23 protein-coding genes, 1 tRNA gene and 1 pseudogene are annotated in these 23,580 nt (G+C 70.2%); 16 read left to right on the forward strand and 9 right to left on the reverse strand.

The window, feature by feature from the left end:
- Positions 1-59: 59 nt before the first annotated feature.
- The 3 genes from ldtR to MKK58_RS22945 all read right to left on the reverse strand — a co-directional run bounded on the left by ldtR (position 60) and on the right by MKK58_RS22945 (position 2,265).
- Positions 60-572: a transcriptional regulator LdtR gene (gene ldtR / locus MKK58_RS22935; protein WP_243915487.1), complete on the reverse strand. Its 513-nt coding sequence runs from the start codon at positions 570-572 to the stop codon at positions 60-62.
- Positions 573-737: 165 nt separating this feature from the next.
- Positions 738-1,196 (reverse strand): DUF6163 family protein, encoded by a 459-nt coding sequence (locus MKK58_RS22940; RefSeq protein WP_243915148.1) that lies wholly within the window; start codon positions 1,194-1,196, stop codon positions 738-740.
- A 13-nt stretch (positions 1,197-1,209) separates the two neighbouring features.
- The gene (locus MKK58_RS22945) at positions 1,210-2,265 is read right to left on the reverse strand and encodes an enoyl-CoA hydratase/isomerase family protein (RefSeq protein ID WP_243915151.1); all 1,056 of its coding nucleotides are present in this window, start codon (positions 2,263-2,265) and stop codon (positions 1,210-1,212) included.
- 222 nt (positions 2,266-2,487) lie between these two features.
- Here MKK58_RS22945 and hemB point away from each other — a divergent pair, with 222 nt between their 5' ends.
- The 4 genes from hemB to MKK58_RS22965 all read left to right on the forward strand — a co-directional run bounded on the left by hemB (position 2,488) and on the right by MKK58_RS22965 (position 5,452).
- The gene (gene hemB / locus MKK58_RS22950; RefSeq protein ID WP_243915152.1) at positions 2,488-3,546 is read left to right on the forward strand and encodes a porphobilinogen synthase; all 1,059 of its coding nucleotides are present in this window, start codon (positions 2,488-2,490) and stop codon (positions 3,544-3,546) included.
- Positions 3,543-3,968, forward strand: coding sequence for a hypothetical protein (locus MKK58_RS22955; protein WP_243915156.1), 426 nt, complete (start codon positions 3,543-3,545; stop codon positions 3,966-3,968). The genes hemB and MKK58_RS22955 overlap by 4 nt, the downstream gene beginning before the upstream one ends.
- Positions 3,969-4,077: 109 nt before the next feature.
- A complete protein-coding gene (locus MKK58_RS22960; protein WP_243915158.1) occupies positions 4,078-4,566 on the forward strand; it encodes an RDD family protein in 489 nt (162 codons plus the stop codon).
- Positions 4,567-4,705: 139 nt separating this feature from the next.
- Positions 4,706-5,452, forward strand: coding sequence for an arginyltransferase (locus MKK58_RS22965; protein ID WP_243915161.1), 747 nt, complete (start codon positions 4,706-4,708; stop codon positions 5,450-5,452).
- A gap of 52 nt (positions 5,453-5,504) precedes the next feature.
- Here the strand turns inward: MKK58_RS22965 and MKK58_RS22970 are convergent, their stop codons facing one another.
- Entirely contained in the window at positions 5,505-7,646 is a 2,142-nt protein-coding gene (locus tag MKK58_RS22970; protein ID WP_243915164.1) for a TonB-dependent receptor, read from the reverse strand.
- A gap of 374 nt (positions 7,647-8,020) precedes the next feature.
- Here MKK58_RS22970 and purB point away from each other — a divergent pair, with 374 nt between their 5' ends.
- The 5 genes from purB to MKK58_RS22995 all read left to right on the forward strand — a co-directional run bounded on the left by purB (position 8,021) and on the right by MKK58_RS22995 (position 13,972).
- On the forward strand, positions 8,021-9,322 hold the full coding sequence (gene purB / locus MKK58_RS22975; protein ID WP_243915166.1) for an adenylosuccinate lyase: 1,302 nt from the start codon (positions 8,021-8,023) through the stop codon (positions 9,320-9,322).
- Positions 9,323-9,388: 66 nt separating this feature from the next.
- Positions 9,389-10,249 carry a D-amino-acid transaminase gene (locus tag MKK58_RS22980; protein ID WP_243915171.1) on the forward strand — a complete coding sequence of 287 codons (861 nt, stop codon included), beginning with the start codon at positions 9,389-9,391 and terminating at the stop codon, positions 10,247-10,249.
- A 266-nt stretch (positions 10,250-10,515) separates the two neighbouring features.
- Positions 10,516-10,866 (forward strand): hypothetical protein, encoded by a 351-nt coding sequence (locus tag MKK58_RS22985; protein WP_243915173.1) that lies wholly within the window; start codon positions 10,516-10,518, stop codon positions 10,864-10,866.
- Positions 10,867-11,011: 145 nt separating this feature from the next.
- Positions 11,012-12,304 carry an adenylosuccinate synthase gene (locus MKK58_RS22990; protein ID WP_243915175.1) on the forward strand — a complete coding sequence of 431 codons (1,293 nt, stop codon included), beginning with the start codon at positions 11,012-11,014 and terminating at the stop codon, positions 12,302-12,304.
- 141 nt (positions 12,305-12,445) lie between these two features.
- Complete coding sequence (locus MKK58_RS22995; protein WP_243915177.1) at positions 12,446-13,972, forward strand: histidine kinase; 1,527 nt, start codon at positions 12,446-12,448, stop codon at positions 13,970-13,972.
- A gap of 100 nt (positions 13,973-14,072) precedes the next feature.
- Here MKK58_RS22995 and rpoH read toward each other — a convergent pair whose 3' ends face one another.
- Both rpoH and MKK58_RS23005 read right to left on the reverse strand, forming a co-directional pair.
- The gene (rpoH, locus tag MKK58_RS23000) at positions 14,073-14,963 is read right to left on the reverse strand and encodes an RNA polymerase sigma factor RpoH (protein ID WP_238282426.1); all 891 of its coding nucleotides are present in this window, start codon (positions 14,961-14,963) and stop codon (positions 14,073-14,075) included.
- Between the two features lie 235 nt (positions 14,964-15,198).
- Positions 15,199-16,176, reverse strand: coding sequence for an RluA family pseudouridine synthase (locus tag MKK58_RS23005; protein ID WP_243915488.1), 978 nt, complete (start codon positions 16,174-16,176; stop codon positions 15,199-15,201).
- Between the two features lie 197 nt (positions 16,177-16,373).
- Between MKK58_RS23005 and MKK58_RS23010 the strand changes: the two genes are divergently transcribed.
- Together MKK58_RS23010 and MKK58_RS23015 are read left to right on the forward strand one after the other, a co-directional pair.
- Positions 16,374-16,448, forward strand: a tRNA-Glu gene (locus MKK58_RS23010).
- A gap of 377 nt (positions 16,449-16,825) precedes the next feature.
- Positions 16,826-16,978 (forward strand): hypothetical protein, encoded by a 153-nt coding sequence (locus MKK58_RS23015; protein ID WP_238282424.1) that lies wholly within the window; start codon positions 16,826-16,828, stop codon positions 16,976-16,978.
- Positions 16,979-17,004: 26 nt separating this feature from the next.
- Here MKK58_RS23015 and MKK58_RS23020 read toward each other — a convergent pair whose 3' ends face one another.
- Both MKK58_RS23020 and MKK58_RS23025 read right to left on the reverse strand, forming a co-directional pair.
- Positions 17,005-17,904, reverse strand: a complete 900-nt coding sequence (locus MKK58_RS23020) for a metallophosphoesterase family protein (protein ID WP_243915178.1) — start codon at positions 17,902-17,904, stop codon at positions 17,005-17,007.
- Between the two features lie 90 nt (positions 17,905-17,994).
- Positions 17,995-18,480: pseudogene (locus MKK58_RS23025) on the reverse strand (VIT1/CCC1 transporter family protein); the annotation flags it as partial.
- Between the two features lie 353 nt (positions 18,481-18,833).
- Here MKK58_RS23025 and MKK58_RS23030 point away from each other — a divergent pair.
- The 3 genes from MKK58_RS23030 to lpxK are packed head-to-tail and all read left to right on the forward strand — an operon-like array spanning position 18,834 to position 21,878.
- Positions 18,834-19,586 (forward strand): lysophospholipid acyltransferase family protein, encoded by a 753-nt coding sequence (locus MKK58_RS23030; RefSeq protein ID WP_243915179.1) that lies wholly within the window; start codon positions 18,834-18,836, stop codon positions 19,584-19,586.
- A 5-nt stretch (positions 19,587-19,591) separates the two neighbouring features.
- Entirely contained in the window at positions 19,592-20,899 is a 1,308-nt protein-coding gene (locus MKK58_RS23035; RefSeq protein WP_243915180.1) for a 3-deoxy-D-manno-octulosonic acid transferase, read from the forward strand.
- A gap of 10 nt (positions 20,900-20,909) precedes the next feature.
- Positions 20,910-21,878, forward strand: a complete 969-nt coding sequence (lpxK, locus tag MKK58_RS23040) for a tetraacyldisaccharide 4'-kinase (protein WP_243915185.1) — start codon at positions 20,910-20,912, stop codon at positions 21,876-21,878.
- Positions 21,879-21,886: 8 nt separating this feature from the next.
- Here lpxK and MKK58_RS23045 read toward each other — a convergent pair whose 3' ends face one another.
- Positions 21,887-22,108: a DUF2093 domain-containing protein gene (locus MKK58_RS23045; RefSeq protein ID WP_238277932.1), complete on the reverse strand. Its 222-nt coding sequence runs from the start codon at positions 22,106-22,108 to the stop codon at positions 21,887-21,889.
- 183 nt (positions 22,109-22,291) lie between these two features.
- Here MKK58_RS23045 and MKK58_RS23050 point away from each other — a divergent pair, with 183 nt between their 5' ends.
- Together MKK58_RS23050 and MKK58_RS23055 are read left to right on the forward strand one after the other, a co-directional pair.
- Positions 22,292-22,702 carry a cytidine deaminase gene (locus tag MKK58_RS23050; RefSeq protein WP_243915189.1) on the forward strand — a complete coding sequence of 137 codons (411 nt, stop codon included), beginning with the start codon at positions 22,292-22,294 and terminating at the stop codon, positions 22,700-22,702.
- Positions 22,695-23,564 carry a purine-nucleoside phosphorylase gene (locus tag MKK58_RS23055; protein WP_243915195.1) on the forward strand — a complete coding sequence of 290 codons (870 nt, stop codon included), beginning with the start codon at positions 22,695-22,697 and terminating at the stop codon, positions 23,562-23,564. Before MKK58_RS23050 ends, MKK58_RS23055 begins: the two co-directional genes overlap by 8 nt.
- The last annotated feature ends 16 nt before the right edge of the window (positions 23,565-23,580 follow it).

Here is a 23,580-nt window from a genome sequence, read left to right on the forward strand (position 1 = left end):
CGAAAAAGCCCGGCGAGCCGGGCTTGCGCTTCTCAGGCAGGATTCGAGCGCTTCCCCACTCAGAGGCGGTAGCGGATCTGGTCGGTCCAGAAGCGCTCCAGCCGGCTCAGGGCCACGTTGAGGCGTCCGAAATCGTCGTCCGAGATGCCGCCGATCGGCTGGATGGTGCGGGCGTGCTTGTCGTAGAGGCTCTGGATGATGTCGTGGACCTGGCGGCCCTTGTCGGTGAGGCTGATGCGCACCGAGCGGCGATCCGTCTTCGAGCGGGCATGGTGCAGGTAGCCGGCCTCGACGAGCTTCTTCACGTTGTAGGAGACGTTCGAGCCCAGGTAGTAGCCCTTGGTGCGCAGCTCGCTCGCGGTCAGCTCCTTGTCGCCGATGTTGTAGAGGAGCAGGGCCTGGACGCTGTTGACGTCCTCGCGCTCGCGGCGCTCGAACTCGTCCTTGATCACGTCGAGCAGGCGGCGGTGCAGCCGCTCGACGAGGTGCAGGGCCTCGAGATACGAGCCATGCGCCGGGGCGGTCTCGGGAGCGTTGTCGGTCTTGCTAACCTTGGCAGCCTGGGACTTCATCATGGGCCTCGTCAGGTCTCTGTGCTTTGCGGGCCGGTGTTCTTCGCCACCGCTCATGAAGCCAACCTAGGAGTCGCAGATGAAAGACGGTTTAAGCGATAGGATGAATTTGCGATTTACCTCTCTCGGTAAATGCAAGATGAAGCGATCGACGTAACGCCGCGTTTACCGGCTTTCCCGGGCCGCAAGGAAGGACAAGATAAAATACAACGCAATAATTCCCGCTTGTGCTGCCAGGTATGGTGTCGCCATCGGCAGCAGTTGCGGGGTCAATACCGCGAGGGTGAGCGCGCTCGTGGCGGCGAGCAGCCAGACCACGCCGCCCCAGGCGCTGGTGAGCCACAGTCCCACCGCCGCCATCGCGTCGATCACCGCGAAGTAGACGATGACGCTCTGGCGCCCGATCGGCTCCGATTCGAAGGGCCGCGCCCCGGGCAGCACGTCGAGGATGCTGGCCCAGCTGGCCACGGCCTTGGCCAGCCAGAACAGGGCGGTGAGGCGCATGAACCAGATCAGCACCACGTCCCAGCCGGTCTGCGGGGCCTGCGGGCTCCGCTCGATCCGGTCGCTCCCGCCCGGGCCCCGCGCCTCGCGGGGGCCGCCCAGCTTGGTCAATCCACGCACCTTGAGGCTCCCATCATGGATCGAATCGCGGTTCCGGCGCCGGACCCGGCGTGAAGGCGGCCGCGATGATGCCGGGCTCGACGCCGTCCAGGGTGGCGGGGTTCCAGGCCGGCGCGCCATCCTTGTCGATGACGGCGGCGCGCACGCCCTCGAAGAAGTCGGGCCCGCGCATCAGGGCGCTGACCATGCGGTATTCCGTGAGCATCGCTTGGCGGAAGCTCAGGGTCGCGCCTCGGCGCATCTGCTCGCGCACCAGGGTCAGGCTAGTGGGCGAGCGCGTGCGCATCAGCGCGGCGGTCTCGGCCGCGAAGGCGGACCCGTCCGCGTCGAGGCGCGCCAGGATCTGCCCGACGGTGTCGGCGGAAAAGCAGGCATCGATGCGGGTGCGCTCGGCCACCAGCACGCCCGGCTCCGGCGCCGGCCGGGCATGAGCCGCCAGCACCGCGTCGACGGCCGTCCCGCCCGCAAGAGCCTCCACGATGGCGTCGAAATCCGCGGCCGGGGCATGGTGCGTGGCCAGACCCACCGCGTGGGCGTCGCCCGGCCCGATCCGGGCGCCGGTCAGCGCCAGGTAGGTTCCGGTCAGGCCGGGCAGGCGCGGCAGCACGTAGGTCATGCCGACATCGGGAAACAGGCCGATCCCGACCTCCGGCATCGCGAAACTGTAGGTCTCCGACGAGACCCGGTGGCTCCCATGGACCGAGATGCCGTTGCCGCCGCCCATGACCAGGCCCTCGATCAGGCTGATGACGGGCTTCGCGAACCGCTTCACGCTGGCGTCGAGGCCGTACTCGGCCCGCCAGAACGCATCGACGCCCGCGTGATCGCCAGCCTTCGCGAGGGCGTGGATCTGCCGGATGTCGCCCCCGGCGCAGAAGGCGCGCCCGCCCCGCCCGCGCAGCACCACCCGCGTCACCGCGGCGTCGCCGGCCCAGGCGTCGAGCTGCGCCTGCATCGCCGTGAGCATCGCGAGCGTCAGGGCGTTGAGGGCGCGCGGCCGGTTCAGCGTCACGAGGCCCAAAGCCCCGCGCCGCTCGAACAGGATCTCCGCTTCGCCCGAATCCGCCATCGTCGTCCCCGCTAGGATCGCCCGCTTAGACGAGGTTTTGGCGCGCGGCGTCAATCGCGCAGCGGCCCGCGCGCATGCCGGCTCCGCCGTGACGGGGTGGCGGCGATCCCTGCGTCGGCATCACGGGTTTCGAAGGCTTTTGCCGATGTGTTAGGCCCGTGCTCGCCCGCCCAGGCCCATATCTCTCATGGCCCGGGCCGAAAACCATCGAGTTCGAGCACGATGACCCACGAACCCGCCACCCCGCGTCCCCTGGCGGTCGAGACGGCCCAGGAGGCCGCCCGCCCGATGGCCTTGGGGCTCACCCAGCGCCCGCGCCGCAACCGCAAGGCCGAGTGGTCCCGCCGCCTCGTGCGCGAGCATACCCTGACGGTGGACGACCTGATCTGGCCCCTCTTCGTCATCGAAGGCTCGGGCCGGCGCGAGCCCATTGCGTCGATGCCCGGTGTCGAGCGCTTGAGCGTGGACGAGATCGTGCGCGACGCCGAGAAGGCCGCCCGCGCCGGCATCCCGGCGATCTCGTTCTTCCCCTACACCGAGCCGGGCTTGCGCGATCCCACCGGCTCGGAATCGCTCAATCGCGAAAACCTCGTCTGCCGGGCGGTGCGCGCCGTGAAGCGGGCGGTGCCGGAACTCGGGATCATGACCGACGTCGCCCTCGACCCCTATACCAGCCACGGCCATGACGGCCTGCTGGAGGACGGGGCGATCCTCAACGACGAGACCGTGGCCCTTCTCGTGGAGCAGAGCCTGATCCAGGCCGAGGCCGGCACCGACATCATCGCGCCGTCCGACATGATGGACGGGCGCGTCGGCGCCATCCGGGCCGGCCTCGACCGGGCGGGATTCCGCGACGTCCAGATCATGGCCTACGCGGCCAAGTACGCGAGCGCCTTCTACGGCCCGTTCCGCGACGCCATCGGCACCCAGGCGGCGCTCGTCGGCGACAAGCGCACCTACCAGATGGACCCGGGCAATTCCGACGAGGCCATCCGCGAGGTCGCCCTCGACATCGCCGAGGGCGCGGATTCCGTCATGGTCAAGCCCGGCCTGCCCTATCTCGACATCATCCGCCGGGTGAAGGACGAATTCGCCGTGCCGACCTTCGCCTACCAGGTCTCGGGCGAGTACGCGATGATCGAGGCCGCCGCCCGCAACGGCTGGCTCGACGGCGACCGGGCCATGGTCGAGAGCCTGCTGGCCTTCAAGCGCGCCGGCGCCGACGGTGTGCTCACCTACTACGCCCTCCGGGTAGCCGAGCGGCTGCGCGCCGGCGCGTGAGCCCTGGGCACCTCGCGCGCGGTCTCGTCGTCACCCTCGCGCTCGCTCCGGTCCTCCTCGGCCTCGGCGCCTGCGAGAGTTCCGTCGACCGCCAGCGCGCCATGATCTGCCGGCGCGCGGTCCCCGCCCTGGCGCCCCCCGACACCGAGATCAGGCTCCTGCGCATCGGCGCGGGCGCGACGCCGGACGAGATCCGAGTCGACTACGCGGTGGCGGCGGGCCGGCCCGGGCAGGCCGCGCGCCAGCGCTGGGTCTCCTGCCGCTTCGGTCCAGGCGCCGAACTCCTCGGCCTCGCCACGGAGGGCGGCCCTGTCAACGGCGCCCGCCTGTTCCTCCTGCGCCAGTACTACCTCGACACCCCGGAGGCCGCCGCCGGCGACCCGGGGGCGCAGAAGGCCCCGGCCGACCACGCGGCACCTTGAGCCGAAGCGCTCTCGCGCGGCGCCGATCTTGAGAGTTTCCTCGGCCGCGCCCATCTCATCGTCGAGATGCCTGCCGCTCCCTCCCGCGAGCGACACCCAGGAGCGCCCCATGCGCGAGACGCAAAGCCCCTACGCCGATCGCTTCCAGACCGGCTACGCCCCCCAGTTCCCCGTGCCCTACGTGCGGGGCAGCCTCGGCGCACGCTTCGTCGCCTACCTCCTCGACATCCTGTTCATCTTCGGCTTCACGGCCTTCCTCATGCTGGCGATCACGGTGATCGGCGTCCTCACCTTCGGCCTCGGCTGGACCCTGTTCGCGATCCTGCCGGCGAGCGGCATCCTCTACAGCGCCATCACGGTGGGCGGCTCCGGCCAGAGCACCTGGGGCATGCGGATGATGGGCCTGCGCGTCGTCGCGCCGGAGACCGGCGCCCGGGTCGACTATCTCACCGCCGCGATCCACGCGCTGCTGTTCTACGTGGCGGTCGCCTCGGCCTTCCTGCTCTGGATGCTCGATGTCGGCATCGGCCTCGTGCGCGCCGACCGCCGCCTCGGCCACGACCTCCTCCTCGGCCTCGCCGTGGTGCGCGCCGGCTGACGACGCCCCGCCTCGCCTGGGGCATCGTACGAAATCGTCGCGGAACCCGCGCGGGGTGTTGAGCCCGCCCGCGTTGCGGCTACACTCAAGTCTTGGGGCGCGCGGAGCGCGCGCTCCGCGCGGCGGGCGACAGACGAGCGTGACGAGCCATTCCCGGGACACCCCGCAATTCTACCTGACGGCGCCCTCCCCGTGCCCCTATCTGCCGGGCCAGGAGGAGCGGAAGGTCTTCACCCATCTCGTCGGCCGCCGGGCGCGGGATCTGAACGAGATCCTGACGCAGGGGGGCTTCCGCCGCTCCCAGACCATCGCCTACCGGCCGGCCTGCGAATCCTGCCGCGCCTGCATCTCGGTGCGGGTGGTGGTGGCCGATTTCCTGCCCTCCGGCAGCCAGCGCCGCATCCTCCAGCGCAACGCCGACCTCGTCGGCAACCCGGAGCCCAACCGCCCGGCCTCCGAGCAATACGCCCTGTTCCGACGCTACCTCGATGCCCGTCACGGCGACGGCGGCATGATCGACATGACCGTGCTCGACTACGCCATGATGATCGAGGACAGCCACGTGGACACCCATCTGGTGACCTATCGCCGGCGCGGCCCCGACACCGCGATCAACGGGCGCGGCACCGGGCCGATCGTCGCCCTGTGCCTGACCGACGTCCTCGCCGACGGCCTGTCGATGGTCTACTCGTTCTACGATCCGGCCGAGGCGCACCGCTCGCTCGGCACCTACATGATCCTCGACCATATCCGCCGCGCCGCCGATCTCGGCCTGCCCTACCTCTACCTCGGTTACTGGGTCGAGGGCTCGCGCAAGATGGACTACAAGGCCCGCTTCACCCCCCAGGAACGCCTGATGGGGCCGGGCTGGCAGCGGGTGGAATAGTCCACCCGCCCGGTGGAATAGGTCCAACCCGCCGCGTCCCGCGTGATTTGCCTCAGAACTTGGCGATGATCTGCGCCCGGATCGTGCGCGGCGCACCCGGCGTGATGTTCTGGTTGTTGTCGGCCGTGTAGATGTAGCGCCGGTCGAACAGGTTCTCGATGTTGACCTGCGCCCGGACCGACTCGCTGACCTGATAGAACAGTCCCAGGTCGAAGCGGGTGTAGCCCGGCAGCCGCACGGTGTCGTCGGAGGTGGCGAAGGTGTGGGTCTGATGGATCACCCCGATGCCGATGCCGAGTTCCGGCGTGATGTCGAACTTGTTCCAGAGCGAGACGCTGTTGAACGGCACCAGCCCGACGGTGTTGCCCTTCACGATGGTGGCCGAGACAGCGCTGTCGATCCGCGCGTCGGTGAAGGCGTAGCCGCCGGCGATCTGCCACCAGTCGGTGAGGTAGCCGTTGGCGCCGATCTCTGCGCCCTGCGTGTTGGTCCGCCCGGACAGGAGGAAGAAGCCCGCGCGGTTGGGATCGGGGAGGCGCTGGTTGGTGCGGTCGAGGTTGTACAGGGCGCCGGTGACCTGGAAGGTCGGGGTGACGTCGTACTTCACGCCCACTTCCAGGTTCTGGAACCCCTCCGGCTTGGCGATGGCGAGGCCCGGCGAGAAGCTGCCGATCTGGTCGCCCGAGGAGGGCAGGTAGGACACGCTGTAGCTGCCGTAGAAGGCGAGGTTGGCCAGCGGCTTGATCACCAGGCCGGCGCGGGGCGAGACGAGATTGTCGACGCGCTCGTTGGTCAGGCCCGTGACCCGCCCCCGCGAGGAGAAGTCGAAGTAGTCGTAGCGCAGGCCGCCGACGATCTGGACGTACTCGTTCAGGTCGATCTGGTCCTGCGCATAGGCCGCGGCGAGACCGAGATCGTAGCGGAAGTTGGCGTCCGTGGTGCCGTTGTTGCGGAAGGTCACCGGCGCCCGGGTGATCGGCGACATCGGGTTCACCACCACGCTGGTGACGAGGCTGTTGCCGCTTTGGAAGAACGCCGTCTGCCGGAAGGCGAGGCCCTCCTGGTAGCCGAGTTCGAACCCGGCGAGCAGGGTGTGCTTCACGTCGCCGGTGAGGAACTTGTAGGTGAAGTCGTTCTGGCTGAAATAGTTGGTCCGGTCGGTCTCGTTGCGGTAGCCCGAGATCGGCACCTGCGTGCCGGCGGCGTTGACCGGCGCGCCCGGCAGGGTGTTGGCGTAGAAGCGGTTGTAGTCGGCAAAGCGCAGCTGGTTGCGCATCTGCACGCCGGACTCGAAGACGTGGTCGAGGGTCGCCGTGGCGATGTTGGCATCGACCCGGGTGGTGTTCACGTCCGGATTGCCGAAGAAGGTGCGGATATTGTTGCGGTAGTTGTAGGGCCGGCCGTTCTGCGAGGGGATGCCGCGATCGGGGAAGCGGTCGTCGTGGAAGTACTCGTAGGAGAGCTTCAGGGTCGTCGCCGGTCCGAGCAGGAACGTCATCGTCGGGTTGATGCCGTAGCGCTGCAGATCCCCGAACTGGCGGTAGGTCTGGCTGTCCTCGAAGACGCCGTTGAGGCGGAAGAACACGCTGTCGCTGATCCGGTCGCCGACATCGACCGCCACGCGCTTCTGGTTGAACTGGCCGACACCGGCCACGATCTGGCGCACGCGCAGGCCGTCCGCCTCCTTCAGGACGCGGTTGATGACACCGCCGCCGCCGCCGCGCCCGAAGATTAGTGAGTCGGGACCCTTCAGCACCTCGATCCGCTCGATGTTGTAGAGATCGCGAAAATACTGGACGTCGTCGCGCACGCCGTTGACGAAGAAGTCCGCGTTGGTCTTCTGGCCCCGGATGACGACCTCGTCGCGGTTGCTCTCGCCCTGGGCCGGGATCACGCCCGGCACGTAGCGCAGCTGGTCCGTGAGGTTCTGGAAGTTCTGGTCCCGGATCTGCTCCTGACTGACGACGGTGATCGATTGCGGGGTGTCGAGGAGCGGGGTGTCGGTCTTCGTCGCGCTGCGGGTGGCCCGGGTCAGGTAGCCCACCGTGTTGCCCCGCGCGCCCTCGACGCTGAGCTGGTCCAGCGTGACGGCTGTCCCCTCCGGCAGCAGGACCGGCTGAGCCGTCGCGGTTGTGGCCAGCGTCGTTCCGCACAGGAGGGTTGCGAGGATCCGCGATGCTGATCCAGTGTTCATTGTCGTGCCGCCCGCTCGAGAGTTGGTGTCTTGTTGATTTTTTGCCCCGAATTCAGGTGAGGGGCGTGGCGTCTCCCTTGAGGTGCGCTTATGATAGGATCAAGCGAGCGAGACGGGCTTTCCTGATCTTTGTTTTACAGTGCTTCTAAGAAGCGATCGAAACAGGCCTTCAAGGCCCTCGTAACGTTCAGCAAAAAAGTTTCGGATTTTAATCCTGGAAGCGTTCCAGATTGGGATGATCTCGCAAGGTGTGTTGCAGCGATGCAACGGTGTGGGAGGCTGGTCGGAGTGCGCGTGCGTTGAGCGCTGTCGTCGCCCATGCTAGGCGCCCCTGATCCCGATGCCCTTCCCGTCGCGTTGATCCGAGGCGCCGCATGATTCCCCGTTACAGCCGCCCCGAGATGACCGCGATCTGGTCCCCCGAATCGCGCTTCCGGATCTGGTTCGAGATCGAGGCCCACGCCACGACGGCGCTCGCCGAACTCGGCGTCGTGCCCAAGGCGGCCGCCGACACGATCTGGGAGAAGGGCCGCGACGCGGTCTTCGATGTCGCGCGCATCGACGCCATCGAGGCGGTGACCAAGCACGACGTCATCGCGTTCCTGACGCATCTGGCCGAGATCGTCGGCCCCGAGGCGCGCTTCGTCCATCAGGGCATGACCTCGTCGGACGTGCTCGACACTTGCCTCAACGTGCAACTCGTGCGCGCCGCCGACCTCCTGATCAAGGACGTCGACGCCCTGCTCGCCGCCCTCAAGCGCCGGGCCTGCGAGCACAGGATGACCCCGACCATCGGCCGCTCGCACGGCATCCATGCCGAGCCGGTGACCTTCGGCCTCAAGCTTGCCGGGGCCTATGCCGAGTTCGAGCGCGCCCGCGCCCGCCTCGTGGCGGCGCGGGAGGAGATCGCCACCTGCGCCATCTCGGGCGCCGTCGGCACCTTCGCCAACATCGACCCCCGGGTGGAGGAATACGTCGCCAAGGCCATGGGCCTGACCCCCGAACCGGTCTCGACCCAGGTCATCCCGCGCGACCGCCACGCGATGTTCTTCGCGATCCTGGGCGTCGTCGCCTCATCCGTGGAGCGGCTCTCCATCGAGGTCCGCCACCTCCAGCGCACGGAAGTTCTGGAGGCGGAAGAATTCTTCTCCGAGGGGCAGAAGGGCTCCTCGGCGATGCCGCACAAGCGCAACCCCGTGCTCACCGAGAACCTGACGGGCCTCGCCCGCATGGTGCGCAGCTACGCCCTGCCCGCCATGGAGAACGTGGCCCTCTGGCACGAGCGCGACATCTCGCACTCCTCGGTGGAGCGCATGATCGGGCCCGACGCCACCGTGACCCTCGACTTCGCCCTCGCCCGCCTCACCGGCGTCATCGACAAGCTGCTGATCTATCCGGACAACATGCAGCGCAACCTCGACAAGCTCGGCGGCCTCGTCCACTCGCAGCGGGTGCTGCTGGCCCTGACCCAGGCCGGCGTCTCCCGCGAGGATTCCTACCGCCTCGTCCAGCGCAACGCCATGCCGGTCTGGCGCGGCGAGGGCGACTTCCTGAGCCTCCTCAAGGCCGATGCCGACGTCACCGCCGCGCTCACCCCGGAGCAGATCGAGGCCTGCTTCGATCTCGGCTACCACTTCAAGCACGTGGACACGATCTTCGCGCGGGTGTTCGGCTAAGGCCTGAGCCCGCGCACGAATCCTGCCTGCCCGTCCCCGACCTATCCGGCCCAAGGAGGTAACCCCGTGTCCCAGGCCCGCATCGTCTACCTGAACGGCGACTTCCTGCCCTTCGCCGAGGCGCGCGTGCCGATCATGGACCGGGGCTTCCTCTTCGCGGACGGGATCTACGAGGTCTCGGCGGTCCTCGACGGCCGCCTCGTCGACAACGAGGCCCACCTCGCCCGCCTCGACCGGTCGCTGGGCGAGATCGACATCGCCAACCCGCACACGATACCGGAGTGGATCGGCCTGCAGACCGAGCTCGTCGCCCGCAACAGGCTGACCGAGGGGCTGGTCTACATGCAGGTGACGCGCGGCGTGTACGAGCGCGATTTCGCCTATCCGCCGGCTGGCACCGCACCCACCGTGATGATGTTCACGCAGGCCAAGACGGTCGCGGCCAATCCGCTCGCCGAGACCGGCGCCCGAATCATCACGGTGCCGGATCTCCGCTGGAAGCGTCGGGACATCAAGTCGGTGGCCCTGCTGGCCCAGGTGCTCGCCAAGCAGCAGGCCGCCGCGGCGGGGGTCGCCGAGGCCTGGATGGTGGAGGACGACGCGGTCACCGAGGGCTCGTCCTCGACGGCCTTCATCGTCACGAAGGGCGGCGCCCTCGTCACCCGTCCCCTGTCCACGGCGCTCTTGCCGGGCATCACCCGCAAGGCGGTCCTGCACCTTGCCGAGGAGGCCGGCCTCGCCCTGGAGGAGCGGCTGTTTAGCGTCTCCGAGGCCTTGGAAGCGGCCGAGGCCTTCTACACCAGTGCCTCGGCCTTCGTGATGCCGGTGGTCGCGATCGACGGCCGGACGGTCGGCGAGGGGCGCCCGGGCCCGCATACCCGGCGCCTGCGGGAACTCTATCTCGACATGGCGCGCGCCGGCGTCTGAAGGGCCTCTCCCTCTCCCCTCTGCGGGGGAGGGTGGCCCGCGAAGCGGGTCGGGAGAGGGGGCGACCTCTTCGGATGCGGCGTGCCCCTCTCGCCGTCGCTGCGCGACCACCCTCCCCCACAGAGGGGGAGGGAGAAACCTGCGGCACGAGCCCCTTCCCAGTTCCCTTTCAGGACCATCGTCCCATCGCAGGACCGATGGGACAGGAACGCTTCGGCCCCGGGGCTGTTCTCCCCCAAACCTCGCATCCGAGACAGGGAGACCCTATGCGCTCGATCCTCACCCTCGCGGTCGGTTTCGGCCTGATCGCCGGCGCGGCCTTCGCCCAGTCCCCCGACGCGCCCCTGAAGGGCCGGGACACCGACCCGGCCCTGCCGCCCCCGAACCAGACGATTCCCGACAAGATCCGCCCCTCCGACGGAGCCGCCGACCAGGGCACGTCCTCGGACAAGGGCACCTTGAGCGACCGCCTCGAGAAGAGCGACGGCGTGATCAAGCCGCCGGGCAACACCGCGCCCGGCATGGTGGTGACGCCGCCCGACCCGAACCCGGGCGGCATGCCGGTGATCAAGCCCGGCGATCTTCCCGGCCGCCAGCCCGGCACGGAGGCCCGCTGAGGCGGCATACCCGCCCATCCGGGTCCGGATCGGTGCCTTGCTTGATTTCCGCGCACGGATCGCGGAAAGACCCGAAGACTGCGAGAGCGGTCCGCCCGACGGGTCGGGCCGTTTTCGCGCGGGTTACGGCACAGGTTTTCAGTGAATGGCAAACGTCGTCGTCGTAGGCGCCCAGTGGGGTGACGAAGGCAAGGGCAAGATCGTCGACTGGCTCTCCGAGCAGGCCGACGTGGTGGTCCGCTTCCAGGGCGGGCACAATGCCGGCCACACGCTGGTGATCGATGGCGTCACCTACAAGCTGGCGCTGCTGCCCTCCGGCGTGGTGCGCGGCGGCAAGCTCTCGGTGATCGGCAACGGCGTCGTCGTCGATCCCTGGCACCTCGTCGACGAGATCGCCCGGCTCCAGGCGCAGGGCGTCGAGATCTCGCCCCGCACCCTGCGCATCGCCGACAACGCTACCCTGATCCTGCCGCTGCACCGCGAACTCGACCATTTCCGCGAGACCTCGAATGCGGGTCTGAAGATCGGCACGACGAAGCGCGGCATCGGCCCGGCCTACGAGGACAAGGTCGGCCGGCGTGCCATCCGGGTCGTGGATCTGGCCGACGAATCGACCCTCGAGGCCAAGATCGAGCGGGTGCTCACCCACCACAACGCGCTCCGCCGGGGCCTCGGCATCGCCGAGGTCGATGCCGGCGCGCTCCTCGCCGAACTCAAGGCGATCGCACCCACGATCCTGCCCTACGCCGACACGGTCTGGAAGCTCCTCGACGACGAGCGCCGCGCCGGCAAGCGCATCCTGTTCGAGGGCGCGCAGGGCGCGCTCCTCGACGTCGATCACGGCACCTATCCGTTCGTGACCTCGTCCAACATCGTCGCCGCGCAGGCGGCGACGGGCTCAGGGATGGGCCCTTCCGCCATCGGCTACGTGCTCGGCATCGCCAAGGCCTACACCACCCGCGTGGGCGAGGGCCCCTTCCCCACCGAACTCTTCGACGAGATCGGCGAGACCATCGGCGCCAAGGGGCGCGAGTTCGGCGTGAACACCGGGCGCAAGCGCCGCTGCGGCTGGTTCGACGCGGTGCTGGTGCGCCAGACCGTGCGGACCTCGGGCATCGACGGCATCGCGCTCACCAAGCTCGACATCCTCGACGGCTTCGAGACCATCAAGGTCTGTACCGGCTACCGCCTCGACGGGGAGGTGGTGGACCACCTCCCCGCCAACCAGGCGGCGCAGGCCAAGGTCGAGCCGATCTACGAGATCATCGAGGGCTGGCCGGGCACGACCGCCGGCGCCCGCTCCTGGGCCGACCTGCCGGCCCAGGCGATCAAGTACGTGCGCCGGATCGAGGAACTGATCGGTGCCCCCGTGGCGCTGCTCTCGACCTCGCCGGAACGCAACGACACCATCCTCATGCACAACCCCTTCGAGGACTGACGCGTTTTCTCCTTGATGGCGGCGCGGCCGTACGCGGACAATGCCGCCGCGTTCACGATGGCCGCGCGGCGCCCCGTCCCGTGGATGGGCGGGACGGGGCGCGGCCGACCGGCCGCCGGGACGAGGCGGACCTGAGGCACGATGGCCGACTATTACCCACTTCTGGCACGGGCACTCGACGCGATGCCGGACCGCTCGCCGGCCCTGCGCCATGCGGTCTACGAACGCGCGCGCGGCGCGCTCCTCGGGCAGTTGCGCTCCCTCGACCCGCCCCTGTCGGAAGACGACATCGACCTGGAGCGTAACGCCCTCGAGGCGGCCATCCTGCGCCTCGAGCAGGATCACGCCGCGCCGCCCCCGCCGGCCGCGGAGCCTGCACCCTTCGTCCCGAGCCCGGCCAACGACATCGCGGACCAATCCACACCGCAGCCGGGCGTCTCCCAGGCTGTCGGCCCGGAGGCCCCCGCCCCCGAGACGTCGCCCCCCGAGCCGAGATCCTCGGCGGCGGACCTGCCGGAGCCGGGGCCACCGGAGCTGAGCTCGGAGTCGCTTAACCTGCCCAAGGCGGAGTTTCCGAAATCGGATCTGCCCGGCGCAGGCCTGCCTCCGGTCGCGCCCGTATCCCCCGTCGTCCCGGAGCCTTCCGCCCGCCCGCCCTTCGATTCCGCGGCGGAGCCCGCCGTGCGGATACAGGCGCGCAAGAGCAAGGCGCCCCCTTTCGTGGCGGTGAACGACGAAGAGGCCGGCACACCGCAGGCCGAGCCGGCGGCGGAGAACCCCGAGCCGTCGGCTCAGGACGGGAACGGCCAGCGCCAGCGCCCGCGCATCGACGTGGTGGCGCCCCGCGAGGGTCGCACCCGGCTGCTGCGCAACCTCTTCGTCGGCAGCATCCTCGTCGTGGTGATTGGGCTGATCGCCGTCGCGGCCTTCCTGCTCCGTGACAAGCCGGCCGATCTCCAGCCCGTCGCGACCGAGATGCAGGATGGCGGCCAGGACGGGACGGATTCGAAGTTCGCCGACCGGGTCGGCGGCGAGGCGGCCCCGGCCGAGCGGCCGGCCCAGGCGCGGCGCTCGGCACCTACGCCGGCGGCCCCCGCCGCGAGCGAGCCGGACCTGACCGTCGCGCAGCGCGGCGTCCTCTACGAGGAGAACACCGCCGCCGGCGCCAACGCGGCGCCGAACGCCACGCAGGGCCGCGTGCTCTGGCGCCTCGACACGGTGCCGGGCGAGCAGGGCCAGCAGCTCGAGACGGTGGTGCGCGCCACCGCCGACTTCCCCGATGCCGGGCTGTCTCTGGTCATGACCCTGCGCCGGAACCTCGATGCCACCCTGCCGGCCTCGCACACCATCGAGCTCGTCTTTACGCCGAGCGGGCCGAACGCCGCCCGGCACGGCGTCCAGGACATCGGGCTGCTTCAGGGCAAGGACGAGGAGGGCGCGCGCGGCTCGCCGGTCTCCGGCTTGCCGGTGCGGGTCCGCGAGAACCTGTTCCTGATCGGGCTCTCCTCCCTGCCCAGCGACGTCGAGCGCAATACCGACATCCTGCTGCGCAAGAACTGGTTCGACGTGACCCTGAAGTTCAGCGCCGGCCAGCGCGGCATCGTCGCCTTCGAGAAGGGCAGCGCCGGGACGCAGGTGCTGCAGAAGGCCTTCGACCAGTGGCGCTGAGTACCTGAACCCACGTTCCGCTATCTCCGAACGAGAACGGCCCCCGGGATTCCTTCCTGGGGGCCGTTCTCGTTTCATGTCGCGTGTGTTTCCTGGCGCCTCAGGCGTGTGCCTCGGCGCGGGGGGCCTCGCGGGTGGCGAGGTTGCGCTTGACCGCCTCCTGGATCTTCTCGAAGGCGCGGACCTCGATCTGGCGGACACGCTCGCGCGAGACACCGAACTCGCCGGAGAGGTCCTCCAGGGTGATCGGGTCGTCGGCGAGGCGGCGGGCCTCGAAGATCCGGCGCTCGCGCGGGTTGAGCACTGAGAGGGCGTCCCGCAGGGCGGAGAGGCGATTCTGCCCCTCCTCCTCGCGGGCGAGCACGGTCTCCTGGCTCGGACTGTTGTCCACGAGCCAGTCCTGCCACTCGCCCTCGCCCTCCTCGCGCAGGGGCGCGTTAAGGGAGGTGTCGCCCGAGAGGCGACGGTTCATGTCGATCACCTCCTGCTCGGGGACGCCGAGCTTGACGGCGATCTGCGCCACCTGATCCGGCTTGAGGTCGCCCTCGTCGAGCGCCGAGATCCGACCCTTGGCCTTGCGCAGGTTGAAGAACAGCTTCTTCTGGTTGGCGGTGGTGCCCATCTTCACGAGGGACCACGAGCGCAGGATGTATTCCTGGATCGCGGCCTTGATCCACCACATGGCGTAGGTGGCCAACCGGAAGCCCTTGTCCGGCTCGAAGCGCTTGACCGCCTGCATCAGGCCGACATTGCCCTCGGATACGACCTCGCCGATCGGCAGGCCGTAGCCGCGGTAGCCCATGGCGATCTTGGCCACGAGGCGCAGGTGGGACGTGACGAGGCGGTGGGCGGCGTTGCGGTCACCCTTCTCGCGCCAGTCCTTCGCGAGCGTGAACTCCTCGTTCGGCTCCAGCATCGGAAACTTGCGGATCTCGTCGAGGTAGCGGGAGAGGCCACCTTCGGTGGCGAGCACTGGCAATGCGCCGGCCATGATCTTACCTCCTTGAAAGGACCCCCGAACGGGCGGTCGCAAGCGGACCGCCGCTCCCTTGAGCCGGCCGCCCGATTCCCCATCTTAGCGGGAAAGCGGTGGTCTCGGAAAGGCGACGCGCAGCACCAAGTCAGCGTCAACGCGCGGGATCTCGCTTGGGTCATTCATGACACGAAAAGCCGCATGCCGGCGTGTCCTGGCGCACGCCCGCGCGGGCTTGACTGTGGCAGCCCCGCTACGGGCCGGCCCTCAGCTTCGCGATCAGGTCGCGCATGTCCGGCGGCAACGGACTCTCGAAATGCAGCGTCTCCCCGGTGCGCGGATGCGCGAAGCCGAGCACGCTTGCGTGCAGGGCCTGCCGGCCCAGGGTGTCGAGGGCACCGCGTGCCGCCTCCGACAGCCGGCTCGCCTTGGTCTTGAAGGCGCCGCCATAGACCGCGTCGCCGAGGAGCGGATGGCCGCGATGGCTCATGTGCACGCGGATCTGGTGCGTGCGGCCCGTCTCCAGGATGCAGCGGACCAGCGCGACCGTTCCCTCCTGTCCGAGCGCCGCCTCCGTCCGGTAATGCGTGATCGCGTGCCGGCCGGTCTCACCGCGCACCACGGCGATCTTCTCGCGGTTGCGGACGCTGCGCGCGAGTTTCGCCTCGATCGTGCCGATGCGCGGCTCCGGCACGCCCCAGACCAGGGCCAAGTAGGCCCGCTCCAGGGGACCGGTGCGGCCGTGATCGGCGAACTGCGCCGTCAGTCCCGCATGGGCGAGATCGTTCTTGGCTACCACCAGGAGGCCGCTCGTGTCCTTGTCGAGGCGGTGGACGATGCCGGGCCGGCGCACCCCGCCAATGCCCGAGAGGCTGGCGCCGCAATGAGCGATCAGCCCGTTCACTAGGGTCCCGGAATCGTGGCCCGGGGCCGGGTGGACCACGAGCCCTGCCGGCTTGTCGATGACGATGAGATCGTCGTCCTCATGGACGATCACAAGGTCCAGGCGCTCGGCCGCCGGCTCCGGCGCCACTGCCTCCGGCATTACCACCGCGAGTTCGGCGCCGGGACCCACCTTCACGGACGGGTCCAGGCTGATGGTGCCGTTCCGGCGCACGTGCCCGGCCCGGATCAGGTCCTGCAGCCGCGAGCGCGAGACATCAGGGAAGGCCCGGGCCAGGGCCCGGTCCAGGCGCTCCGTGGCCGCATCGTCGTCGAGGGTCGTGTGCAGGGCCCCGGGGCCGTCCGCGTCCGTCAGGTCATCGTGCAGTCCCGGCAAGGGATGGGTCCTTCGATTCAAAAACGTCGGTCGGGCGGCGATCCAGGCATTTCGGGTCTTGTGGCGCCGCGCGACCCTCGCTATACGATCGCCCATCGGCCGGGAAGCACGGATCGCCGCAGCGATCAGCCAATGCCTCCCTCCGGTCCGCGCCCATCGTCTAGCGGTTAGGACAGGTCCCTCTCACGGATCAGACCGGGGTTCGATTCCCCGTGGGCGCGCCAAGCCTCCCCCTGCCAGGCTTATCCTCCCCCATCAGCGAATCGTCCTTGCGTGAAGCGTTCGCGTCGCGCGCGTTCCCATGTTTCGGCTCGTCGCGTTCGGCGATCGCGCGGCGGCATACTGTATCGCGCTGATCCAATCGGCCGGATCAAATCGCCCGGCATCCCCAGAGCGTCGTATTGCGGTGCAACCGGCTCGCCTCGTTGAATCCGCGCACGATTCTCGTCGGACCCCGTGAAATACTGAATATAGCGCTGCACTGCGGGATCAATTTGATCTGAGTAGTCGAGTAAGGCACTTGCGTAGTCTGAATACCACGTTAAGGGTTGGTCTCCGCCGAAAGATTTCGCGTTTTAACCTTCTCGACAAGGTGACAGCCATGTCCAACGTGATTCGCGTGAAGCCGACCCATGACGGCACCTACACGGTCTATCGCGGCGAAGCCGTTCTCGTCAGTGGTCTGACGAGACTCCAGGCCGAGCGTTACGAGGCGAGCCTCAGCTTGCGCCCCGGCATCCTCGCGCACGCCTGACCTTTTACGGGCTCGCCCGGCCGGCCTCATGGCCGAGTGAGCCCGAGCGGACCCAGATCCGCGATGATGCCGGTCTCCGTGAGACCGCGCTCGACACCCGCGACGGCGTATCCCGTCCCTTCGCGGGTGATCGTATAGAGGTGGTAGCTCGCACGGTGGTGCCGTGCGTCCCCCCGCGCCGAGGCGGAAGCGGCTCCGACCACCGGGATCGCCGCCCCGTCCGGCCCCGGCACGAAGGCCACGCTGCGCACGTGGTTGTGGCCGTGCAGAATCAACTCCGCCCCGACCCGTCCGATCATCGCCGTGAAGGCCCCCGCGTCGGTGAGTGCGCGCGCGGGCGTCGTCCCGCCGGGATGCGAGGGGTGGTGGATCATCACCACGCGGCAGGGCGGCTCAGGCTCCGCGGCCAGGACGACGAGCAGGGCCTCGGCCGCCGCGATCTGTGCCGGTCCGAGCCGGCCGGTGGCCGCGAAGGGCTTGGTGGGAATCGCCGAGGACAGGCCGACCAGGGCCACGGGTCCGCGCCGGCGCAGATAGGGGAAATGGCCCTGGAGGCCGTCATCGCCGGAGGTCCAGGCGCCGCAGGCATGGAGCAGCCCCTCCAGGGAGCCACGCACGTAGGCATCGTGGTTGCCGGGCACGAAGCTGACGGCCTCGGGCGCCCCTAAAGCCTCCAGGAAGACCTTCGCGGTGGACCACTCGCTGGGCAGGCCGATGTTGCAGAGGTCGCCCGTGCAGGCCACGTGGTCGTGCTCTCGAGCGCGCAGGTCCGCCACGATGGCGGCCAGCACTTCCATGTCGTGCGCGTCCTTGCGGCCGCGCTGCCAGTTCACGTAGCCGGTGGCGCGCTTGCTGAGGAGTTGGCGCAGGCGCGGCCGGGTCAGCGGCCCCACATGCGGGTCGGTCAGATGGGCGAGGCGGAACATCGTCCTCCGGTCGAGGTCGGCGGGTGATCGGGCGCGTGGCGCCCGCCATCGCCCCATCCGGGTCCGGGGGTCAACCCGCCGACCCGATCCTCACGCGCTTCCGATGGCGATGCCGGCCGCCAGCACGAGGGCGCCGCCGAGCACTACCTGCAGGGTCGCGCGCCAGAACGGTGTCGCCATGTAGCGGGTCCGGATCGCCGAGATCGCCAGGAGTTCCAGGGCCACCACGACGATGGCGAGCGCCGTCGCGAGCCAGAACGCGTTCGGCCAATGATCGGGGATCGCGTAGGGAAGCGTGTGCCCGAGGCCGCCGAGCGTGGTCATGGTGCCGCAGACGAGCCCGCGCATCCACGGCGTACCCCGGCCCGTGATCGCCCCGTCGTCGGACAGGGCCTCGGTGAAGCCCATGCTGATGCCCGCGCCGATCGATGCCGCCAGGCCGACCAGGAAGGTCGCGCCGTTGCTGTGGGTGGCGAAGGCGGCGGCGAAGATCGGTGCCAGCGTCGAGACCGAGCCGTCGATCAGCCCGGCGAGGCCCGGCTGGACGTAGCGCAGCACGAAAGCGCGCCGCGCCTCCGCGTCGGGATGGGGCGATGGACCCGGGACATTCGGGTGGGCCGGCATATCCGGGGAGCCAGCAGAGGCGTGGGCGGCATGTCCGATCATCGTAGGTGCTCTCTTTGGATTTATTCCAATCTACAGTCTGGAATTGCTCCAAACAAGGGTCCGATGGCGACATGCAGCCCTGTGTGTCCGCGCCGAGCGCTGGGCGGCGTTGCGCCGGGTCCCGGATCGGAGCTAGACAGCGCCGGACCGAAATCGGCGGCGGCCCACCGGGGGCCGGGCGCCAGAAGGCCCCGCGGCCATCGCCGGAGTTCGGCCGCGACGGGGCCGGTGCCCACGATGGGCCGCGACGCGAAAGCGATGGCATGAGCCTCATCAAACGGATCGGCCGCTCAGCCGCGGTCCAGCAGGCCCTCGGCATCCTGGCCGGCGGCTACCTGCGCCTCGTGCGCCGGACGAACCGCTTCACGGTGGAGCCGGCCGACCCCGATCCCTGGCTCGACGGCCTCGGCCCGTTCATCGCCGGCATGTGGCACGGCCAGCACACGATGATCTCGTTCATGAAGCGGCCGCACGACCGGATCGCCACGATCATCTCCCGCTCCGCCGACGGCAACGTGAACACCATTGCTCTGACCCGCATGGGCGTGCGCGTGATCCGGGCTTCGGGGGCGCGCGGACGCGTGGTCCGGGACGCCCGGGCCAAGGGCGGGGCCGAGGGCCTGCGCGCCATGCTGCGCGCCCTCAAGGATGGCGAGACCGTGGCCTTCAGCGCGGACGTGCCGAAGATCTCGCGCCGGGCGGATGCGGGCATCCTCACCCTCGCCCGCTTCTCCGGCCGGCCCATCGTGCCCGTCGCCGTGGTGACGAGCCGGCACTGGCGCTTCAACTCCTGGGATCGGGCCTGCCTCGGCCTGCCCTTCGGCCGGGGCGCGATGGTGTTCGGAACGCCGGTCCGCGTGCCCCGTGAGGTCGCGCCCGAGGCTTTCGAGGCCCTGCGCCAGCAGCTCGAAGCCGAGATGAATCGGGTCCACGACCGTGCCTACACCCTGGTCGGACGTCCCGACCGCGTCGGCCGTCCCGACCCGGTCGCCGACCGCGTGGGCAGCCCGGCGTGAGGACCATGCGCAAGGCCCCGCCCCTCACGACGATCCTGAAGACGTATCGCTACGGACTCTATTTCGGCGAGCCGGCGTTGGTGGGCCTCCTCGCCTGGCGCTCGCGGCGGGGCAAGGAGGATTCAGGCCGCCTTGCCGAGCGCCGCGGCCTACCCGCCCGGGCCCGTCCCCTCGGGCGCTTGGTCTGGATGCATGGGGCCAGCGTCGGCGAGGCGCTCTCCCTCGTGGGCCTCGTGGACGGCATGATCGCGCGCGGCTTCTCGGTCCTGGTCACCACGGGTACGCGCAGCGCCGCGGAGCTCATCGGCCGGCGCCTTCCGGCCGGGGCCGTGCACCAGTACATGCCCCTTGACGCGCCCCGCTGGATCGGGCGCTTCCTCGACCATTGGCGCCCGGATCTCGCCCTGGTGGCCGAATCCGAGATCTGGCCCAACACCGTGGTCTCCCTGCACGCGCGCGGCATCCCCCTCCTCCTCGTCAATGCGCGAATGTCCGAGCGCTCCGCCCGGGGCTGGGCCCGTGCGCCCCGCACCGCCGAGGCGCTGCTCGCACGGATCACGATCTGCCTCGCCCAGACCGACGACGATGCCGACCGCTTCCGGCGTCTCGGGGCGCCGCGCGTCAGCATCGCCGGCAACCTGAAATACGATTCCGAGGTGCCGCCGGCGGACGGGCAGCAACTTGCCCACCTGCGCGACCTCGTCGGCGACCGGCCCGTCTGGGTCGCGGCGAGCACGCACCCGGGCGAGGACGCCGTGGCCGCTCGCGCCCATGCCATCCTGCGCGCGCGCTGGCCGCGCCTGCTCACCATCGTCGTGCCGCGCCATCCCCATCGCGGCGGCGAGGTCGCGGCCTGCGCGGCGCGCGAGCGCCTGTCGAGCGCCCGGCGCTCCCAGGGCGGGCGTCCCCACGGCGGCGTCGACCTCTACGTTGCCGACACCCTGGGCGAACTCGGCCTGTTCTACCGGCTCGGCCGCATCGTCTATCTCGGCGGTTCCCTGGTGCCCCATGGCGGTCAGAACCCGATCGAGCCGACGCGACTGCGCGCGGCCGTGCTGCATGGCCCCCACATCCACAACTTCACCCAGGTCTACCGCGCCCTCGACGCGGCCGGCGGTGCCCTCTCGGTGGTCGATGCGGACGACCTCGCCGCGACTCTGAACGACCTGCTCGGGGATCGCCCTCGCATCGAGGCGATGAACCGGGCGGGCGCGACCGCCCTCCGTCCCCTGGAGGGTGCGGTCGCCCGCACCTTCACGGTGCTCGACCCCTTCATCGCGCAGATGAATCTCCGGGCGATGGCGGCCTCGTGAGGCGGGGCTGATGCGCGCCCCCACCTTCTGGGATGGGCCGCCCGGCCACCCGGCCGCGCGCCTCCTCGGGCCCCTCGGCGCCCTCTACGGGCGCCACACCGCCGCGCGCATGGACCGGGCGGGGGCGCGGGCGCCCTGCCCCGTGCTGTGCGTGGGCAACTTCACCCTCGGCGGCGCCGGAAAGACCCCGACCGCCCTCGCCATCGCGGCCCTGCTGGGCGAACTCGGCGCGCGCCCCGGCTTCCTCACCCGGGGCTATGGCGGGCGCCTGTCCGGCCCCGTCGCGGTCGATCCGGAGCGGCATGGCGCGATGGATGTCGGCGACGAGGCGCTGCTGCTGGCCCGCGCGGGCCCGACCGTCCTGGCTCGCGACCGTCCGGCCGGCGCCCGGCTCTGCGCGGAGCGGGGGGCCGACATCGTGGTGATGGATGACGGCCTGCAGAACCCGAGCCTCGCCAAGGACCTCGCCTTCGCGGTGCTGGATGCCGGCGCCGGGATCGGCAACGGGCGGACCTTCCCCGCTGGGCCCCTGCGGGCGCCCCTCGCCCGGCAATGGCGCCACGTCCACGGTCTCGTGCTCGTCGGCGACGGGCCGAAGGCCGAGCCCGTCGCGGAGGCGGCCCGGGCGCGGGGCCTGCCCGTCCACCGCGCGCGTCTTGTGCCCGGCGGCGTTTTCACCGGGCGCCGCGTCCTTGCCTTCGCGGGCATCGGCCGCCCGGAAAAATTCTTCGCGAGCCTGCGCGAGGCCGGGGCGGAGGTCGCCGCCACCCGCGCCTTTCCGGATCACCATCCCTACACGGCCCGCGACACCGACCGGCTCGCCGCCGAGGCGCGGAGCCTGGGGGCCGATCTCGTCACCACGGCCAAGGACCATGTCCGCCTCGCCCGCCCCTTCGCGGCAGGCGTAGCTGTGCTGCCCGTGCGCCTGGACTTCGCCGATCCGGCCGCACTGCGCGCGCAGCTCGGCGCGGTCCTGTGACGCTCCGGCTAGGCCGGGCGCCCGAACTCGGCGAGGCGCTTCATCACCGCCTCGGGGCTGACATAGGCTTCCTGCCGGGCCGCGCTCCAGTAGCGCAGGGCGTCGAGGGCGATCGGCTCGCCCGTCACCGCACAGCGCACGAAGCTGCCGGGCTTGACCACCCGCATGGTGCCGTCGCCGTACTCGACCACCGCCTCGCCAGAGGCTCCCCGCTCGAACCGTCCCAACATGATCCCCGTCGCCTCCCGCTCCGTCCCCCCTCACTTAAGAGGGCTGTGGCCCGCTGTCGATCAGGGCCCCCGCGCGGGACCTTCGCCCGACACCCTCGACAGGTCCAGCGCTTGGTGCCTTAAGCTGCGGGATACCGCAGAGCCGACACGCCGCATGACCCTGACCCGCATGACCCCATCCGCATGAGCCCGGAACTCGCCCGGCTGTTCGAGGCCGCGCGCGCCGCGCAGGCGCGGGCCTACGCGCCCTATTCAGGCTTCCCGGTGGGGGCGGCCCTTCGCGACGCGGGCGGGGCCGTGTATGCCGGCTGCAACGTCGAGAACGCGGCCTATCCGGTCGGAACCTGCGCCGAGGCCGGTGCCATCGCCGCCATGGCGGCGGGGGGCGGGCGGGCGATCGCCGAGATGCTGGTGCTCGGTCCGGGCCCCGGGCTGGTGACGCCCTGCGGCGCGTGCCGCCAGCGCATCCGCGAATTTGCCGGGCCCGATGTCATCATCCACGTCGCCGACGGCGCGGGCGTGCGCGGCGCCTTCACCCTCGCGACCCTGCTGCCGGAATCCTTCGGTCCGGAGAACCTCGGCCGCCATGTCTGAACCGGATTTGCCCGAGGCCGACCCGCCCGCTTCGAATTCACGCGCACCCGAGCCCGCCGTCGAGGCCGCGGCCGGACTCCTGCGCGCGCGGGGCCTCGGCGGCCCCTTCGCCTGCGCCATCGTCACCGGTACCGGCCTCGGCGGCCTCGCGCGGGGGCTCGCGGAAGCGGTCTCGGTATCCTACGCGGAGATCCCCGGATTTCCGCGCCCCGGCGTCAGCGGCCATGGCGGCGCCCTGCATGCGGGGCTGCTCGCCGGGCGGCGCGTGCTGGTCCTCGAGGGCCGGGCCCATGCCTACGAAGCCGGCGACGCCGCCGCGATGCGCGTGCCGGTCGGCGTTGTGCGTGCCCTCGGGGCGGAGGCTCTTCTCCTCACCAACGCCTCCGGCTCGCTGATGCCGGCCGCCGGGCCGGGCAGCCTGGTGGCTTTGAGCGACCACATCAACCTCTCCGGCCTCAACCCCCTCGTCGGCGAGGCCAGCGACGCCCGCTTCGTGCCGATGGTCGGGGCCTACGACACCGCCCTGCGGGCGCATCTTGGCGCCGCAGCCGCCGAGGCGGGCATCCCGCTGCACGCGGGGGTCTATGCCTGGTTCTCCGGCCCGAGTTTCGAGACGCCCGCCGAGGTCCGCATGGCCGGGCGCCTCGGGGCGGACCTCGTGGGCATGTCGACGGTGCCGGAGGTGATCCTGGCCCGCTTCTACGGCTTGCGGGTCGCGGCGATCTCGGTGGTGACCAATTTGGGGGCCGGCATCGGCGACGGCGATCCCCATCACGCGGAAACGAAGGCTGCGGCCGCTCGCGCGGGCGACGACCTCGCCCGCCTCGTGACCGCCTTCGTCGCCCGCCTGCCCGCGCGTTGAGGTTGAGCTCAGAAAT

The sequence above is a fragment of the Methylobacterium sp. J-078 genome (assembly GCF_022829285.1).
GTDB lineage: Bacteria > Pseudomonadota > Alphaproteobacteria > Rhizobiales > Beijerinckiaceae > Methylobacterium.